The organism is Micromonospora sp. CA-248089 (assembly GCF_050948515.1).
Lineage (GTDB): Bacteria > Actinomycetota > Actinomycetes > Mycobacteriales > Micromonosporaceae > Micromonospora.
The window spans coordinates 1,923,672-1,943,209 of the sequence record NZ_CP192016.1 but is presented as its reverse complement, the minus strand read 5'-3'; the positions used below and the strand labels follow the sequence as shown (position 1 = coordinate 1,943,209).

General features: G+C 71.7%; 5 protein-coding genes. All 5 read right to left on the bottom strand.

Features of this window, described 5'->3' with window-relative positions; genetic code table 11:
• Positions 1-3: 3 nt before the first annotated feature.
• Positions 4-8,862 (bottom strand): amino acid adenylation domain-containing protein, encoded by an 8,859-nt coding sequence (locus tag ACQP26_RS09350; RefSeq protein ID WP_433495464.1) that lies wholly within the window; start codon positions 8,860-8,862, stop codon positions 4-6.
• Positions 8,863-9,141: 279 nt separating this feature from the next.
• On the bottom strand, positions 9,142-10,335 hold the full coding sequence (locus tag ACQP26_RS09345) for an NAD(P)/FAD-dependent oxidoreductase (RefSeq protein WP_433495463.1): 1,194 nt from the start codon (positions 10,333-10,335) through the stop codon (positions 9,142-9,144).
• Positions 10,336-10,345: 10 nt separating this feature from the next.
• Positions 10,346-16,705: an amino acid adenylation domain-containing protein gene (locus ACQP26_RS09340; RefSeq protein WP_433495462.1), complete on the bottom strand. Its 6,360-nt coding sequence runs from the start codon at positions 16,703-16,705 to the stop codon at positions 10,346-10,348.
• Positions 16,706-17,018: 313 nt separating this feature from the next.
• The gene (locus tag ACQP26_RS09335; RefSeq protein ID WP_433495461.1) at positions 17,019-18,623 is read right to left on the bottom strand and encodes an ABC transporter permease; all 1,605 of its coding nucleotides are present in this window, start codon (positions 18,621-18,623) and stop codon (positions 17,019-17,021) included.
• Complete coding sequence (locus tag ACQP26_RS09330; protein WP_433495460.1) at positions 18,620-19,513, bottom strand: ABC transporter ATP-binding protein; 894 nt, start codon at positions 19,511-19,513, stop codon at positions 18,620-18,622. Before ACQP26_RS09330 ends, ACQP26_RS09335 begins: the two co-directional genes overlap by 4 nt.
• Positions 19,514-19,538 lie beyond the last annotated feature (25 nt).

The window sequence follows — 19,538 nt, the reverse complement described above, 5'->3', positions numbered from 1 at the left end:
TGCCTACTCCTGGGTCATCCGGCGCAGCCGCGGCCGCGCAGAGGTCTGCATGCCGGCCGAATGCGTGGCGAGTTCGGCGACGGTGGGGGTCTCGAACAGCTGACGGATGGGGACGTCGATGTCCAGCTCGGTGCGGATCCGGCTGATCAGCCGGGTCGCCAGCAGGGAATGGCCGCCGAGCGCAAAGAAGTCGTCGTCCAGGCCGATCCGGTCGAGGCCGAGCACCTCGGCGTACAGTTCGCACAGGACCCGCTCGCGGTGGTCGCGCGGCGCGCGGTACTGCACCGCGCCGGTGAGGTCCGGCGCCGGCAGGGCGGCACGGTCCACCTTGCCGTTGGGTGTCAGCGGCAGTGCGGCGATTGGCACGATGGCGGTCGGGGCCATGTACTCGGGCAGCCGCCGGTGCAGCAGCGAGCCGAGCTCGGCGACGAGAGCGCTCACGTCCCGCGACGCCGTCGGCTCGTTCGTCAGCGTGGCCGGCTGCCTCCCGGTCCCCCGGTAGGCGCCGTCGAACGGGACGGCCTCGCCGTGGCCGCCGAGCAGGACGGCTTCGAACAGATGCGGCGTCGCCGAGGGGGTCACGACCGCCTGGAGCCCGGCCTCGGCGGCTTCCTCGACGAGCACGAACGGGTCCAGCGGCTGCGGCGTGTCCGGCTGGTCGTCCACAAGACCCGCGGCGACGGCGGAGGCGTGCTCCCCGGCGAGGCGGGCGTTGGGGATGCCGGTGACCCGCAGTGGCGCTCCGGCCGAGCCGCGGGCGAGCAGGCCAGCCAGATCGGTGACGTCGCTTCCCCAGGTGACCTGCGGCACGGCGCCGAGCGGCGTCGCCCGCACGGGATCCTTGTGCAGCACGACCTCGTACCGGTGCCGGGTGAGCTCGTTGTGGCAGGCGCCGGGCTTGAGCCGGATGTCGACGGCGGCGGCGCCGTAGCCGGCGGCCCGCGCGGCGAACCATTCCGGGTCGACGACGAGTTCGCGTTCCAGCATCAGGGCCTGGCCCACGGCCGCCGCCAGCTCGCGCGGCGAGGCATGCGGGTGCTGCGCAAGGTGTACGCCGGTGAGCAGCAGCGGAAGCGTGCCGTGGTGGCGGACGTCGCCGACGATCAGGCGCCCGCCCGGTGCCAGCAGGCTCATCGCCTGGCGCAGCACCCGGTCGAGGTAGTCCGCGCCCGGGAAGTACTGCACGACCGAGTTGACGACCACGGCGTCGAAGTGGCCGACCGGCAGACCGTCGACGTCGTCGGCCGCCTGGTGGCGAAGGGTGAGCCGGTCGGCCAGGCCCTGCTCGGCGGCTTGGGCGCGCAGCCGGTCGATCACGGTGGTCGAGAAGTCGGTCGCCCAGTACTCCTCGACCTCGCCGGCGACGCGGGCGAGCAGCAGACCGGCGCCCGCGCCGATCTCGAGGACGCGGCGCGGGGCGCCGCGCAGCACCTGGGCGACGGCGTGGTCGCGCCAGTCCCGCATCTCGGACAGCGGGATCGGCTCGCCGGTGTACGCCGAGGTCCACAGCCGAAAGTCCTCGCCCCACGCGGCTTCGGCCGAGCCGCCGTAGCTCTGCTCGTACACCTCGCGCCACTCGTCGACCTGCTCCGTGGTCCCGGCGGTCCCGGCGGTGGTCGCCGGCACGACGTAGGCCACCAGCCGCAGGTCGCCGGGCCGGTCCTCGCGGGCGGACACCACCGCCCGACGGACCTCGGCGTGGCTGGTTAGGACGCTTTCGATCTCACCCAGCTCGATGCGGTGCCCACGCACCTTCACCTGGAAGTCGGTGCGTGTCAGGTAGCGAAGCTGGCCGTCCGGCAGCCACTGCACGAGGTCGCCGGTGCGGTACATGCGGGTGCCGGCGCCGTACGGATCGGCGACGAAGCGCTCGGCGGTGTGCCCCGGCCGGTGCAGGTAGCCGCGGGCGAGCCCATCGCCGGCGATGTAGAGCTCCCCGAGCACTCCGGCGGGCACCGGGCGCAGGGCACTGTCCAGCACGTACACCTTTGTGTTGGCGAGCGGCCGGCCGATCGGCGGCGGGCCGTCGTGCGCGACGACCGGTGCGGCGGTGGACCAGATCGTCGTCTCGGTCGGGCCGTACACGTTGGTCACCTCCGCGGCCCGCTCACGCAGCGTCGCCGCCAGGTCGGCTGGCAACGCCTCGCCGCCGACCAGAACCCGCAGGCCCCGTACCGCGTCGGGGTGGTGCTCGGTGAGCATCTGCCACAGGGTGGGCGTCGCCTGCATGACCGTGATGCCGTGCCGGCCGAGCATGCCGGCGACGGCGGACGGGTCGACCGCGACGTCATTGGCGGCGAGCACCAGCCGGGCGCCGGCAATCAGCGGAGCAAAGACCTCCAGCGCGGCGATGTCGAAAGCGATCGTGGTGACGCCCAGCAGCCGGTCGTCCGGCTTTAGCGGGACGTGCGCCCGCATGGCCAGCAGCAGGTTGGTCAGCGCCGCGTGCGGTACGACGACACCCTTCGGGGTGCCGGTGGACCCGGAGGTGTAGATGGCGTAGGCCGCGTTACGCGGGTCGGTGCGGATTGCGGGCGGGGTGCTCGGGTGCCGACTGCGGTCCTCGCCGAGCAGCGCGGCGTCCAGTGTGAGGACCGGTTTGGCGTGGCCGAGCACGAGGTCGATGCGGGCGGCCGGATGCTCCGGGTCGACCGGCACGTAACACGCGCCGGCCTTGAGCACGCCGAGCAGGGCGACGACGAGGTCGCTGTCGCGCGGCAGCCGTACCGCCACGGCGGTCTCCGGCCCGGCGCCGCGCTGGATCAGCTCGTGGGCGAGCTGGTTGGCCCGCTCGTCGAGTTCCCGGTAGGTGAGCGACCGGTCCGCGGCGACCACCGCGGTCGCCTGTGGCGTGGCGGCGGCCTGGGCGTCGAACAGCTCGGCGACCGTGGCCGGCACCAGCTCGGTCCGGGTGGCGTTGACCTCGCGCAGCAGGTGGTCCCGTTCGTCCGGCTCGAGCAGGTCGACGGCGGTGAGCGGGGTGGCCGGTTCGGCGAGCAGGTGTTCCAGGACGCGGGTGTAGCGGCGGGCGATGGCCTCGGCCGTGGTGTCGTCGACCTGGTCCTGCTGGTATTGCAGTGACAGTTGCAGGTGCGGTTCGGCGGACGCGGTCAGCGTCACCGCATAGTGCGAGCCGGCGAAGGGCCGCACCCCGATGATCTCGATGCCGGCGTCGCCGATCGCGTCGGTGATGCCGGCCCGATCCACCGGGTAGGACTCGAATAGCACCAGGGTGTCGAAGAGGGTGGGCAGGCCGGTCACCTGCTGGATGTCGGCCAGCGGATGATGGTGATGATCGAGCAGGGCGCCCTGGTCATGCTGCACGCCGGCGAGGACCTCACCGAGCGACATCCCCGGCCGACACACCACCCGCACCGGGATCGTGTTGATGAACAAGCCGACCATCGCGTCCACGCCCGGCAGATCAGCCGGACGGCCCGACACCGTCGCCCCGAACACCACGTCCTCACGACCGGTCAACACCGACAGCAACACCGCCCACGCGCCCTGCACCAGCGAGTTCACCGTCACACCCAACTGCGCCGCCCGCCGCGTCACGGCACGGACGTCCGGCACCACGACCGGCACCTGACCCAGGCCGCCGGCACGCCCACTGCCCACCGGGCCCGCCAGCAACGTCGGCTCCGAGACACCATCGAGCGCCCGAGCCCACGCCCGCGCCGACTCCTCCACGTCACGGCCGTCCAGCCACGAAAGGAAGTCCTCATACGCCGGCGCCGGCGGCAGCACCGTCAGATCGGCGCCGTTACCGTAGAGGCGCAACAGATCTTGCGTCAGCAGGGGCAGAGACCAGCCGTCGAAGAGCAGATGGTGAGCGGTCAGCACCAACTCCGCGCGATCATCGGCGAGCGTGACCAACGCGAGACGCATCAGCGGCGGCCGTCCCGGATCGAAATGATCGGCACGATCACGCGCAAGGAAGCCCTCCAGCCGGTCGGTGCCTTCGGCGGCGGGGAGCCCGCTGAGGTCGAGGTGCTGCCAGGGCAGCTCGGCGGACTCGGGCACGACCTGAGCGAGCTCGCCGTCGCCGCGGGGCACGAAGGCGGTCCGCAGGTTCGGATATCGGGCGAGCAGTGCCTGTCCGGCAGCGCGCAGCCGCTCCGGGTCGACGGCGCCGCGCAGGTGAAAGACCAACTGCATGTGGTAGGCGTCGAATCCGTCGTCGGCGAGCTGCGAATGGAACGACAGACCCGACTGCGTCGCCGTGACCGGCCACACCGCGCAGAGCCGGCCGAACCGCTGCTCCCAGGTTGTCAGATCCTGCTCGGAGACGGCGATCAGGGGAGCGTCCGACGGGGTGAGGCCACCTGCCTGCGGCTCAGCCGCGTGCCGGGCAAAGGAGTCCAGGGCCTCGTGCCAGTTCTGGATGATCTCGTCGATGTCAGCCGCGTGGAGCACTCCCGACGCGTACGACACCACACCCTGCACCCGCGGACCTGTCTCCTCGTCGGCGATCATCACGTTGACCTCCAACGCGGACAACGCCGGCATCTCCGAATCCGGCGCCACCACCAACGCCTGCCCGCCGGCCACCGGCGACCAATCCCCGCCCGACACCTCCGACCCCGACAACCGGCCCAGATAGTTGAACCCGACCTGCGGCACCGCACCCGCCGCCAGCCGCGCACCCGTCTGCTCGTTCAACCACCGCAACAACCCATAACCCAACCCCTTACCCGGCACCGAACGCAGCTGCTCCTTCACCCGCTTCAGCACTCGGCCCGCACCAGCGCCACCCGAGAAACCCTCCACCACCTCCCGCCGCGACACACCCACCCGAACCGGATACATACTCGTCAACCAACCCACCGTCCGCGACAGATCAGCACCCGGCAACAACTCCTCCTGCCGCCCATGCCCCTCCATCCGCACCAATGACGGCGCGTCACGCCCCCGCACCGCCGCCCACCGCGACAACCCCAACACCAAACCCGCGAGCAGAACCTCATCCACTCCGCACCGGAACTTCTCCACCACCCGCGACACCAACGCCGACGTCACCGGCACCGGGAAACCGACAGCCACCGACTCCACCGTCGCCGCCGTATCCCGCACCGGATCGAACCGCCGCTGCCCCAGCACCGCGTCCGGCCCACCCACCACGTCCAGCCAATAACCCAACTCACCCAACCGCCGCCCCGCACCCGCCTCATCAACCAGCGCGTGAGCCCACCGCCGCACCGACGTCCCCACCGACGCCAGCACCGGCACCGAACCCGCAGCCACCCGCTCCCACGCCGCAGCCAGATCCGGCACCAGCACCCGCCACGACACCCCATCAACCACCAGGTGATGCAAAACCACCACCAGACAACCCCCACCGGCACCGCCCAGCCCCTGCGGCCGCAGCCACACGAACTGCGCCATCACCCCCGCCACCGGATCCAACCGGCCCGCCGCCTCATCCAGCACCCACGCCGGAACACCACCACCAGACGACACCACCCGCAACAAACCCGCCGCCGACACCGACCCCACCGCCGGCACCCGCAACAACCGCTCACCCACCATCAACCGCGACCGCAACACGTCATGCCGATCCAGCACCGCATCCAGCACCGCGACCAGACCCGCCTCATCCACACCCGACGGCAACCGCAACGCCACCGCCATCGCGAACCGCCCCACCGGCCCGCCACACTCCACCAACCACCGACCCGCCGGCAGCAACGGCACCTCACCCACCCCGCCACCCGGCAATTCCACCGACACCGAACCCGCCGACACCCCCCGCGCCACCAACGCCAGACCCGCCACCGACCGCCGCTGGAAAACTTCCCTCGGCGTCACCACCACACCCCGAGCCCGCGCCCGAGCCACCACCTGAATCGACCGAATACTGTCCCCACCCACCCCGAAGAAATCGTCATCCACACCCACCCGATCCAGCCCCAACACCTCAGCGAACACCTCAGCAAGAACGGTCTCGACTGCCGTTCCCGGTGCGCGGAAGCCCACCTCGGTGAGCTCGGGTTCGGGCAACGCGGCCCGGTCCACTTTGCCGTTGGGCAGCAGCGGCAGGTGCCCGAGGACGACGAATGCCGCCGGGACGAGGTAATCGGGCAGGCGGGACACGACAAACTGCCGCAGGTCGGCGACGTCCAGACCCTCGTGCAGCCCGAACTCCGGCACGTCGGCGGCGGGCGCCGGGGACCCGGCCGTGGTCACGTAGGCCACCAGCCGGCTGCTGCCGCCGCGGCCTGTGCGGGCGGTCACCACGGCCTGGCCGACTCCGGGGTAGGTGGTCAGCGCCGCCTCGACCTCGGCAGGCTCGACACGCATGCCGCGGACCTTGATCTGGGCGTCCGCGCGACCCACGTACTCCAGTTCGTGCTCCGCGTTCCAGCGTACGAGATCGCCGGTGCGGTACATCCGCTCACCCCGGACGAACGGATCCGCCACGAACCGCTCTGCCGTCAGCCCCGCCCGACCCGCATAACCACGCGCCACCAGCCCACCGACATAGAGCTCACCCACCACCCCGGCCGGCACCAACTGCAAACCATCACCCAACACGTACGCCCGCATGCCGCCCAGAGGCCGACCGATCGGCACACCTGCCGAACCCGACCACTCCCCCGGCACCACGAACGACGAAGCATAGAAACTCTCCGTCTGCCCGTACGCGTTGACGATCCGCGTGTCCGGCAGGGTCGCCTGTATGCGGCGCACCAGGTCGGCACCGAGCCCTTCGCCGGCCAGGACGACGGTGCCGATGTCGAGCTTGTCCCCCACCTCGGACAGCACCGCGGCGAAGGCCGACGGCACCGTCGAGAGCACGTCGCCGGACCAGCCGCCGCGCTCCACCATGTGCAGGACGTCGGAGACGATCTCCACCGACGCGCCCGTCGCCAGGGCGGTGAAGATCTCGAAGACGCTCACGTCGAAGGTGACCGAGGTGGATCCGAGCAGACGCGACCCGGCGGAGACGCCCAGTACATCCGCGAGCCGGCGGATGCCGTTGACTGCGCCCGCGTGGGTGATCTGCACACCCTTGGGCACGCCGGTCGAGCCGGAGGTGTACATGAGGTAGGCGACGTCGGCCGGGCGCGCCCGCGGCACGTCCGGCCGGTCCGGAGCCGCGCCGCTCCCGGTGACGTCGCCGACGAGCAGCAGCGGTGCGCCGAACGCCCGGTACGCCGCCTGGGTGGCGTCGTCGGTGAGCACCACGACCGGCCGCGCGTCGGCGAGCATCGCCCCGAGCCGCTCGGCCGGATGGGTGGGATCAAGCGGCAGGAATGCAGCGCCCGACTTCAGTACCGCGAGCAACGCCATGACGAGGTCGGCCGAGCGGGGCAGCGCCACCGCGACCGGCCTGTCCGGGCGGGCGCCGTGCCGACGCAGCTCCGCGGCCAGCCGGCCGGCCCGCGCCTCCAGTTCGCGGTAGGTGAGCAGCAGCTCGCCGTGACGCACGGCGGGCGCGTCCGGGGTGGCCGCGGCCTGGCGGGAGACGAGCTCGTCGAGGGTCGCCTCGGTGGCGGCGACGGTCGGGGCCGCCAGGTCCAGCAGCTGCCGGCGCTCCTCCGCGTCGAGCAGGTCCACGCCGGTCGCGAGGGTATCCGGGTCGGCGGCGAGCCGGCGCAGCACCCGGACGAACCGGTCGGCGAAGCTCTCCGCCGTGCAGTGGTCGAACAGATCGGTGGCGAACTCGAGGCGACCGTCGGCGCCGCCGTCGGCCCGGGAGATCATGTTGAAGAACAGGTCGAACTTGGCGGCGCCGGTGAAGGCCGGCTGGAACGTCACCTGCAACCGCGGCAGCTCCAGCACCGGCCACGGCTCCTGCCAGGCAAACATGACCTGGAACAACGGGTGGTACGCCGTCGACCGCTCCGGATTCACCACCTCCACCAACCGCTCGAACGGCACGTCCTGACGGTCGTACGCCGCCAGCGCATCCTCCCGGACCCGACGCACCACCTCCCCGAACGACACCACACCCGACAGATCCACCCGCAACACCCAGGTATTGACGAAGAACCCCACCAGCCCCGCCAGCGCCACGTCCGTACGCCCCGCGATCGGACTACCGATCGCCACATCACGACCCGCACCCAACCCCGACAACAACACCGCCAGACCCGCCTGCACCACCATCGACACCGTCGCGCCGTAGCGGGTCGCCACCTCCCGCAACGCCGCGACCAGCTCCGGTTCGAGCTCGAACTCCACCAGGCCGCCACGGTGGCTCAATACGGCCGGGCGCGGCCGGTCGGCGGGCAGGGCGATCGGCTGCGGGATGGCGGCGAGCTTGCGCCGCCAATAGTCGGTCTGGACGGCGGCGACGCTGCCGGGGCTCTCGTCGGCGAGAATCTGGCGCTGCCACAAGGTGTAGTCGGCGTACTGCACCGGCAGGTCGTCCCACCGGGGGGCGGCTCCGTCGAGCCGGGCAGTGTAGGCGGCGACGAAGTCGGTGACGAACGGGCCGGCCGACTCGCCGTCGCAGGCGATGTGGTGGACGGTGAGCACGAGGATGTGCTCCTGCGGGCCGGTGCGCAGCAGCACACCGTGCACCGGAATCTGCCCGGCCAGGTCGAAGGGCTCGGTGACCGCTTCCGCGATGGCCCCGTCGATCTCGTCAAGGCCGACCCCGCGTACCTCCGGCTCGAACGTGACGTCCTCGAGAGGCAGCACCCGCTGGGAGGCGATGCCGCGGTCGTCGGCGAGGATCACTGTCCGTAGCGTCTCGTGCCGACCGATGACGTCGAGCAGAGCCTGCCGCACCGCCGCGACGTCGACCGTGCCACGTAGCCGCAGGACGAACGGCACGTGATAGGTGGCCGACGGCCCCTCCCATTCGTGTAGGAACCAGAGCCGGCTCTGCGCGAACGACAACGGAATCATTGCGGAGACACTCCCCATGGTCATCGAGCGGGCGGAAGACGGCCGGACGAGAAATGCGCGGGACGCGTCGCATTAGCGCGCGACTTTGATCATTTTCCGGGTGCGGGTGCGATCAGCGCACCAGCGGCGTTTCTGCGCAGGATCGTAAGCATGCGTCGATCGCGGTTTCCAGGATCGGAGACCCACCACGACCGCTTCTCCCGTCCCGCCGGCGGGACGCCGTAGCGCTCCCGCCCGGCGTTGCAGGGCTTGACATCAGGGTCCGAATCCGGGCGCCGGTCAACGGGCGGCGGCAACCCGGTCAAGAAGCCGCTCGTTGTAGAAGTCGTCCAGACTGCAGGCACCAGAAAGGGTGCCGAAATACTGGTCCACCAATTCCTGGTCGTCGGCAATCACGCGAAACAACGCGGTGCGGTTCTCCGGCAGGCGCAGTTCGGCGACGGTCAGCGTGCTGCGATAGAAATCGAAGAATCGGTCGTCGAGGTCGCGTGCGTACCGGCGCAGAGCGAGCGTGAGGGCCGCCCGGTCGTGCAGCTTCGCGCCGATGTGGCCGGTAAGCATCTCGGCTTGAAGGAAGGCGTCGGTGATCCCGCGGGCGGCGATGGAGTCCTTGTGGTGCACGGCGTCGCCGACCAGCACCCAACCGTCGCCGGCCGCCTGACGAAAGTAGTTGCGCTGGTCGCCGGTGCCGTAGAGGCGTTCCGCCCGGCGGGCGCTGGCCATGCGTTCGTGCAGCTGCGGCGCAGTGGAGCGCACGGCCTTGTCGAACGACGCCTCCGCAGCGACCCGGACGTGCGCGAACTCGTGCTGCGGGAAGTACGCCATCACCAGGGTTCGGTCGTCGTTGGTGGGTATCACTCCCACCCACCGGCCGGGACGTTCGTAGAGCTCGAACTCCGCGGGCAACCCTTCCCAGTAGCTGTAGTACGTGCAGGTGGCGCAGGGATGCTCGACCACCGTACGTGCCTCGGCGAGGCGGGCCACCGTGGAGCGCATGCCGTCGGCCCCGACGACGAGCGCGGCACGCTCACTGTGCTCGGCGCCGTCCGGGGTGCGCCAGCGCACGCCGGCGACCCGGCTGTCCTCGCGCAGCAGCTGCGTGACGGTGGCGCCCTCGCGGAACTCCACGCCGGCCTCCACCGCCGCCGCGGCGAGGATCGGGTCGAGGCGGAAGCGGCGAGGGGCGTAGCCGACGCGCTGCCCGTCGACTGCGGGGGAACAGCCTCGCAGGACGATGCCGGGCGCGTGGTAGGTGACACGTTCCAGAGGGGGACATCCGGTGGCGATCACCGCATCGAGCAGTTCCCACTTGCTCAGCAGGGCGACGCCGGGCTGGTGGATGTAGTGGGAGGAGAGAGTGTCCAGCGGGAACCGCGCCTTTTCGAGGAGGAGAACGCGGTAATCGGCTCGTGCCAGCAGCATGGCCGTGGGCGCGCCGGCACAACGGGCGCCCACCACGATGACGTCGTACACGATGATCCTTTCAGTCGGCGGTCGAGGCGTTCGTGGCCACGCCGTCGGTGGTCGGGGAGAGCACGGCACCGTCGCGGGTGGTCCGCCGCAGCGCGGGCCGAGGGGCCGGGGTCCGTAGGGCGCCGACGGTGGACAGGCTGGCGATGGTGCCGGCCTCGAACAGCTCTCGGATGGACACCTCGGCGCCCAGCTCGGCGCGGATGCGGCCGACGAGCCGGATGGCCTTGAGGGAGTTGCCGCCCAGGTCGAAGAAGTCGTCGTCGATGCCGACCCGGTCGGTGCCGAGCACCTCCCCGAGGATCTGGCACAACGCCCGCTCGTGCTCGTCGCGCGGCGCCCGGTACGGCGGACGGCCCGCACCGCCCATGTCCGGCGGTGTGGCGGCGAGGAGCAGGGCGAGGCCGGCGAGGTCCTCCTCGATCACGCGGTGGACGGTCGCGGACGGTTCGTCGGCGATCCGGTGCAGGACGGCGGCCAGCGCGCTGGCCGCGTCCGCGGCGCTGAGCGGGCTCTGCGTGCCGCCGCGCACGCCGACCGTGATCACGAAGTGGGGCAGAGCCTGCGCGACGATCGTCACGGGGTAGTGGGAGTCCAGGAACGGCTCGTGGCCGGTCAGGGCGAGTCCTCCGGCGGCAGCCGCGGCCGAGAGCGCCTCCGCATCCGCCGGGTAGGACTCGTGGACGACGAGGCTGTCGAAAAGGCTGCCTTGACCGGCGGCCTGCTGGATGTCGGCCAGGCCGCAGTGGTGGTGGTCGAGCAGGGCGGCCTGCCGCTGCTGCAAGCGTTGCAGGACGTCGGTGACGGTGTCGCCGGGGCTGAGCGTGACCCGCACCGGCAGCGTGTTGATGAAGAGCCCCACCATGTCGCCCGTACCGGCCAGTGCGGGCGGGCGGCCGGACACGGTGGCGCCGAGGGTGACGTCGGCGGCGCCGGTGAGGGCGGCGAGCACCAGTGCCCAGGCGCCTTGCAGCAGCGTGTTCATGGTGACGCCGGCGGCCGCGGCACGTTGTTTGAGACGCTGCTCGGCATCGGCGGCCAGCGGCGCATCGGCCCGCTCGAGCCGAAGCGCCGCCTCACGGGCGAGACCGCGGGGGAACAGCAGGGTCGGCTGCTTGAGCCCCGTCAGCTCACCGGTCCATCGCCGCACGGCCTCGGCGCCGTCCTGGTCGGCCAGCCAGGCGAGGTACCGCTGGAACGGCGGCACGTCGGGCAGCGTGGCCGGATCGCCGCCGCGGTCATAGAGGGCGAGCAGGTCGCGCAGCAGCAGCGGCAGGGACCAGCCGTCGAAGAGCACGTGGTGGGCCGTCAGCACCAGCTCGGCGCGATCGTCGTCCAGCGTCACCAGCATGAGCCGGAACAGCGGCGGACGCGCCATGTCGAACCGCCGCTCCCGGTCGCCGGCCAGCGACTGTTCAAGCCGCGCCTGCCGGGCAGGCCCGGTGGCCCTGCGCAGGTCCACATGACTCCACGGCAACGCGGCCTCGGTGGGGATCACCTGCACCAGATCGCCGTCGGCGCCGGAAACGAACGCCGCCCGCAGGTTCGGGTGTCTCGCGAGCAGCGCCTGCCCTGCCCTCCGCATTCGGTCTGGGTCCACCGCACCGCGCAGGTGGAAGACGAGCTGCATCTGGTAGGCGTCGAACCCGTCGCCGGCCAGCAGCGAATGGAACAGCAGACCCGACTGCGTCGCTGTCGCCGGCCACACCGTGGACAGCAGTCCGAAGCGCCGCTCCCAGCCCTCCAGGTCCGGCTGCGACACGCTCACCAGGGGTACGTCCGAGGGGGTCAGACCGCCCGCGTCCGGCCGGGCCGCGTGCGTCGCGAGACCCTCCAGTGCCGTGGCCCAGAGCGCGGCGAGCTCGCTCACGTCGTCGGCGCCGAGGACGCCTTCGGCGTACGACATCAGGCCGGTGATCTCGGGACCCGACGCGCCGTCGCCGGTCATCAGGTTGATCTCCAGGGCGGACAGCGCCGGCATGGCGGGATCCGGGGGCACCAGCAGGTCGGTGACACCGAGCACCGGTGTCCATCCCTCGCCGGCGGCACCCTGCCGGAATTCAGCCGCCGACAGCCGGCCCAGATAGTTGAACCCGATCTGCGGCGGCGCCGCAGCGGCCAGTCGCGGTCCGGTACGGTCGTTGAGGTAGCGCAGCAGGCCGTAGCCGAGGCCCTTGCCCGGCACCGAACGCACCTGCTCCTTCACCTGCTTGAGCACCCGCCCGGCGGCCGGCCCGCCGACCAGGGCGTCCGCCGGGTCCACCCCGTCGGCCGTCACCCGCACCGGGAACATGCTGGTGAACCAGCCCACGGTACGCGACAGGTCGGCGCCCGGCACCGCCTCCTCCTGCCGTCCGTGGCCCTCCAGGCGCACCAGCGACGGCGCCGGCCGGCCCCGGTTGTGCGACCACCGTGCCAGCGCCACGGCGAACCCGGCGAGCAGCACCTCGTCGGGCCCGCAGGCGAAACGCCGCGTCACGGTCGCCAGCAGGCGCGCGCTGAGCGGCGCGGGGATCCACACCGGCACGGAGCGCACCGACGCCATCGTGTCCAGCGCCGGGTCGAAACGCCGCCGCCCGAGCACCGCGTCGTCGCCGTGCACGACCTGCGACCAGTAGCCGGCCTCGGCCACCCGGGCCGGTTCAGTGGCCTCGTGCTGCAGACCGAAGGCCCATCGCCGCGCCGATGTGCCCACCGCGGGCAGCACCGCGACCTGCCCGCGCGACACCTGCTCCCACGCCATGGCCAGGTCGGGTAGCAGGATGCGCCAAGAGACGCCGTCGACGACGAGGTGATGCAGCACCACGGCGAGGCGGCCGCGGCGCGCCGGGTCGTCCGGGTCGTCCGGGTCGAACCATACGAACTGCGCCATCACGCCGGCCTCCGGGTCGAGGCGGGAGCCGGCCGCCCGAGTCTGGGCGCGCAGCAGCGGCTCCAGCTCCGGTTTCTCGACGTCGCCGGAGACCGGGACCCGGTGCACCAGGCTCGCCGCGGCGATCACGCCCGGTGCCACGACCTCCACCGCGTCGGCCTCCGGGAGCAGGCGCGAGCGCAGCGCGTCGTGACGTTCGAGCAAGGCGGCGATGGTAGCCACCAGCCCAGCCTCGTCCACGTTCGGGGGCAGGCTCAGCAGCATCGACATGGCGAATCGGCCAATCGGGCCGCCGGTGCCGGCCAGCCAGCGCCCGGCCGGAAGCAGCGGCGCGTGGCCGAGGCCTCCCCCGCCCAGTTCGGCGGCGGGCGCGGCGGTGACGTCCGCGGCGCCAGCCATCTCGGCCAGGGCGGCGACCGTACGGTGCTCGAAGATGTCCCGCGGACCCACCTCGATGCCGCGGGCACGCGCGCGTGCCACCACCTGGATCGACCTGATGCTGTCGCCACCGACGGTGAAGAAGTCGTCGTCAACGCCGACCCGGTCCACGCCCAGGACGTCGGCGATCACCTCCGCGAGCACCGTCTCCGCCTCGGTGATCGGCGCCCGGTAGACCGTCTCAACGAACTCCGGCTCGGGCAGCGCCGCCCGGTCGATCTTGCCGTTGGTCATCAGAGGCAGGCGCGGCAGTACCACGACGGCGGCCGGCACCATGAACTCGGGAAGGCGCGCGGCGAGGTAGCCGCGCAGTTCGCCGACGGTGGGCCAGGCGCCGTCCCCGTCGGCGGGGACCACATAGGCCACCAGCCGGGTTGCGCCCCGCTCACCGCGCGCGACCACGACGGCCTGGGCCACCTGCGGATACGCCGTAAGGACGGTCTCGATCTCGGTGGGCTCGATCCGGAAACCGCGGACCTTCACCTGGGTGTCGGCGCGCCCGATGTACTCCAGGTCTCCGTCGGCGTTCCATCGTGCGACGTCGCCGGTGCGGTACATGCGCTGTCCGGACTGGAACGGGTCAGCGACGAAACGCTCGGCGGTCAACACGGGGGCATTGACGTAGCCGCGTGCGAGGCCGTCGCCGGCGATGTAGAGCTCGCCGGGTACGCCCGCCGCGACCGGGACGAGGCCGGGCCCGAGAACGTAAGCCCGCATGTTGTCCATCGGGCGCCCGATCGGCACGGAGGATCCGACCGGCCGGGGCGGAGGCATCCGATGGCAGGTGGCGAACACGGTCGTCTCGGTCGGGCCGTAACCGTTCACGACGGTGATGTCTGGGCAGGCGCGCCGGATCTTCTCCACCGCGGTCGCTGGCACCACGTCGCCGCCCGCCCAGACCTCCCGCAGCCCGCAGAGCGACTCCGGCCGCTCGTCGGCGATGACCGCGAACAGCCCGGCCGTCAGCCACGCGGCGGTCAGGTCGTGGCCGGCGACCAGATCACCGAGCGCGTCGGGATCCAGGTCTCCGCCGGGTGCGACGACCACCTGGCCGCCGTTAAGCAGCGGCGCCCACAGCTCGTACGTGGAGGCGTCGAAGGTATGCGGCGAGTGCAGCAGGACCCGATCATGCGCGCCGCCGCGCCACCCCCGGTCCAGCGCCAGCGTCGCGACGTTGCGGTGGGTGACGGCGATGCCCTTCGGCAGGCCCCGGGACCCGGAGGTGTACATGATGTAGGCGAGCTGGTCGGGATGGCCCTGCGACGGCAGCGCCCCAGGTGCGGTCTCCTGGGCCTGGTCGATCCGAACGACCGGCCGGTCCGCCTCGCCGCGCACGGCGCGCTCCGCGGTGGCGTCGGCCAGGACCAGGTCCGGTTTCGCGCCGCTGAGCATCAGATCGATGCGTTGGGCTGGATAGCGCGGATCGATGGGCTGGTACGCGGCCCCGGCCCGGACCACCGCCAGGATCGCGACGACGAGCTCAATGGAGCGGGGCAGCAGCAGCGCCACCGTAGATCCGGGGCGCACGCCGTGGCCGGCGAGGTGGCCCGCCAGCCGCTCGGCCCGGCGGTGCAGCTCCCGGTAGGTCAGCCGGGTGGTGCCGGCGGTCACGGCGACCGCCTCGGGGTGTGCCAGCGCACGGCGGCCGAAGAGCGCGAAGAGGTCGGCCCGCGGCACTGCGGCGTGCGTCCGGTTCGATGCTTCGAGCACCTGCCACCGCTCGTCGGCGTCCAGCACGTCGACTGTGGTGATGCGGCTGCTCGGGTCGTCGAGCAGAGCCCGGGTGAAGGCCAGCAGCCGCTCTGAGAAGAAGCGGAGCTCCGCGACGCTGTACGCGTGCCGGGGCGCGTCGATACGGATGTTCAGGTCGCCGTCGCGCCCGGTGGTGAGCACGCTGATCATGAGCTCGTCGAGGGTCGGGAAGCACCCGCCGGTCAGCCACGCGCCGGCATCCGCGAAGCGAATCTCGCCGATGTCGGGGATGAAATTGACGATGGCACCGACCGGGCTGCGCATGAGGTCGGGCAAGCCCATACCGCGCCGGATGTCGGAGATCTGGTGCTGGGCATGGCGCAGGACCCGGTACTTCTCGCTGGTGATGGCGTCGGTCAGCTCGGCGAAGGTGGCCGCGTCGGAGGCGGTCACCCGCAGCGGGACGAAGTTCGCGGCCAGGCCAGAGACCCGCCGGGCTGCGCCGACCCGGTTGTTGACCACCAGGGAGACCAGGAACTCGGCGCTGCCGCTGAGGTGGCGCAGGAAGACGGCCACCGCCGCGGTGAGCAGCGTGGTTAGCGGGACGCCGAGTCGCTCGGCGACCGCCGACCACCGGCGCGCCTCGCTCGCCGGGACCCGCGCGGCGACGTGGTGCACGCCCACCGCCTCGGCCACCTGCGACCAGCCGACTGGCTCGCAGGAGCGGGCGGTCTGGTGCACGGCGGCGGTGCCGAGGCCCGCTGGCAGTCGGGCCACGTCCGGGGCCACGGCCAGGTAGTCGCGCCAGAACTGGGCGTCCCTGTAGTAGCGCAGCGAGGCGCGGTAGCGCTCGTCGTGCACGGCCACCAGGTCGGCACCGGAGTCGGGCCACGGCTGCGGCGAGCGACCCTCGGCGAGCTCGGTGTAGGTCTCGGCGATACGCCCGGCCAGGGTGGTCAGACCGACCCCGTCGATGACGATGTGGTGCACGCAGATCAACAGGAGGCACCGGCTGGGCGCGACGGTGAACAGGCCGAAGCGGAACAGCGCGTCGTGCTCCAGGTCGAACGGCCGGCCGACCACCTCGGCGGCGGCGGTGTGCGCGGCGGCCTCCGGGGCGGCCTCGCCGCGCAAGTCGCGCACCTCGAGCGGAACGTCGCCGGGCTCGCGGGGTAGCACGCCGAGCCCGTCTTCGGTCTCGCGGAAGTTGAGGAGCAACCCGCTGCTGTGGGCGAGGACTTCGCGCAGGGCCCTGGTCAACAGGCCCCGGTCGACCTCGCCGTGGACCTCCCACCAGCCCGCGATGTTGTTGCGCACGCCGGGCGAGAGCTTCTGCGCGAGCCAGAGTCCCACCTGCATCGATGTGGCCATCGCTGGAGTCAAGGCGATCCACCTTCCGAGGGTCCCGGGTACCGGATGCCCGCCCGGAGCTTCGGTTCCGGACGCCTCGGTCAGGCAAGCACAGGCCGGGGCCAAAGGTGAATGACGCAGGCGCCGGGAGAGCCCGCGGTCCCGCCGGCGAGACAGTCCCCTGGCCCGGGCAGGCGGGAACATGCTCACGACCCTCGACCCGCCACGCGCTGATGACCCGCTCGCACGGGCACGGGCCGTTGACCTGCTCGCACGGGGGCGTGCTCATGGCCCGGCGAAGGGGACCCGGGCCATGAGCACGAGACGGGGTGGATCAGGCGGTGGTGGCGAGGTCGCGGCGGCCGAAGAGGGCCAGGGCCGCGATTCCCGCCAATACCACCGCGACGGCCATGCCGGCCAGCGGCACGACGTCAACGGGGTCGAGCGGTACGAGGGCGGGAAGGTTGAACACCGAGAAGTTGCTCAGCCAACCCGGCAGCTGGGCGAAACCGCTGAACAGCGTAATGAAAACACTACCGGCGAAGATCAGCCAGATCACCGGGGTGGCGCGAGCCGACAGACCGAGCAGCAGCGCGGAGAGCGCGGCGAACATCAGCGGGATGGGCAGGTAGTTGAAGGTCGCGGCCACGAGGGTACCGACCAGCGCCGGGTCGGCGAGCGCGGCCGATGAGCTGAGGGCCAGCGCGACCCCACCGGCGATCTGCGCCAGCGAGGAGAAGACCGCGGCGACGCCCAGAACCGTGCGCATCCACCGTAACCGGCTGACGGCGGTGGCCAGCACCAGCTCCCCTCGCCCGGCTCGCTCCTCGTTGCGCATCCGCGACACCGAGGTGATGGCGAGCACCGACGACAGGACCGACACGTAGATGAGCATCGTCGCGAAGAAGCCATCGGTGACGTTCAGCGCGTCGTTGCCGATGGCGCGGACGGTGTCTGGGTTCTCCTGCACCATGCTCTCCACCTGCCCGCCCAACGAGCCGTAGAAGAATCCGAGCAGGACGGCAGCGAGCGTCCACGCGATGATGGGGCCGCGCTGCAACCGCAGGGCGAGCGCACGCGGTGAGCGCAGCCGGGCCGCGGCGTCGGCCGGTCCACGCCGGGGCGCCACCAAGCCCGCGCCGACGTCGCGGCGAGCGGCGAGGGCATAGGCGAGCGGTACCAGTGCCGCGATCGCCAGGACCGGCACGAGCAGCGGCCACCAGCGCAGCTCGACGAAGGGCCGCGTCTGGAAGAACCAGGTCGTGGGCGAGACCCAGGACGACGGCGTGCCGCCCGCGGCGGCGATGTCGCCGCTGACCCGCACCAGATAGAGGACGGCCATGACCACCACGCTGAGGCCCATGGCGCTGCGCGAGCTCTCGGTCACCTGAGCGAGGACGGCGGCGATCGCCGCGAAGACCAGGCCAGTGAGTGTGACCCCCACGCCGACTGCCAGGCAGTCGGCGACCGGCAGCCCGCGGCCGAGCAGGACGAGGGCGATCGCCGCGCCGATCAGCATGTTGGCCACGAGACAGGCGATCAGACCTGCGGTGATGGGCGCACGCCGGCCGACCGCGTTGGCCCGGACCAGCTCGGCACGACCGGTCTGCTCCTCGGTCCTGGTGTGCCGGATTACCGTGAGAATGTTGATCACGGCCAGCACGAGCAGCACGATCGGCATGATCTCGTTGATCGCCATCGGGCCGATGGTGTAGTCACCGAGCCCATAGCCGGGCCCGCCGAAGAACACGCCGACGGGGGTGCGCATCAGGTCGGCGCGCTGCTGGCGTTGCGCGTCGTTGGTGTAGGTCGCGGCGAAGGTCGGCAGGGCCAGCGCGGTGATCCCGGGGAGCGCGACCGTGCTCAGCAGCAACTGGAGGCGGTCGCGACGCACCGCGAAGCGCGCCAGCACGGCGGTGCCGGCAAACGAACGGCTCATCGCGCGCCCGCCCGGGCGACGGCGCGGTGGTCATCGTACTCGCGCAAAAACAGCTCCTCCAGGGACGGCGGGTTGCTGACCAGCGAGGTGACTCCGAACGCGGCGAGCCTGCTGACCACGTCGGGGAGGTGGTCGCTGTCGACGGTGAAGGTGAGCGTGTAACCGTCGACGGCGAGGTCGTGCACCCCCGGATCGTTGCCGAACGCCCGGGGATCACGGCTGGTGGTGGCGGTGATTGACGAGCGGGTGAGGCGGCGGAGGTCGGCGAGGGTCCCGGACTGGACGGCCTGCCCGCGCCGGATGATTGTCACCGTGTCGCACAGCTTCTCGACCTCAGCGAGGATGTGACTGGAGAGCAGAACGGAGCGGCCCTCGTCCTTCACCTCCTGTATGCACTGGGTGAAGACCGTCTCCATCAGCGGGTCGAGGCCGGACGTCGGCTCGTCGAGGACCAGCAGCTCGGCGTCAGAAGAGAGTGCGGCGACTAGTGCCACCTTCTGCCGGTTGCCCTTGGAGTAGGCGCGGGTCTTCTTGGTGGGATCCAGCTCGAAGCGCTCGAGAAGCCTCCGCTTGGCGACCTGGTCGGCACGGCCGCGCAGTCGGGCGAGGAGGTCGATCACCTCGCCGCCGGTGAGATTCGGCCAGAGGGTGACGTCGCCCGGGACGTAGGCGATGCGGCGGTGCAGGTCGACCGCGTCGGCCCACGGGTCCCGGCCGAGCACCCGGGCCTGCCCGCTGTCGGCACGCAACAGGCCGAGCAGGACCCGGATGGCGGTGGACTTGCCCGCCCCGTTGGGGCCGAGGAAGCCGGCGACCTCGCCGGCGCGGACGACAAGGTCGAGCTGGTCGAGTGCCTTCACCGCGCCGAAGGTCTTGGTGACGGAGCGCATTTCGACAACCGTCTCGGGCGCCATG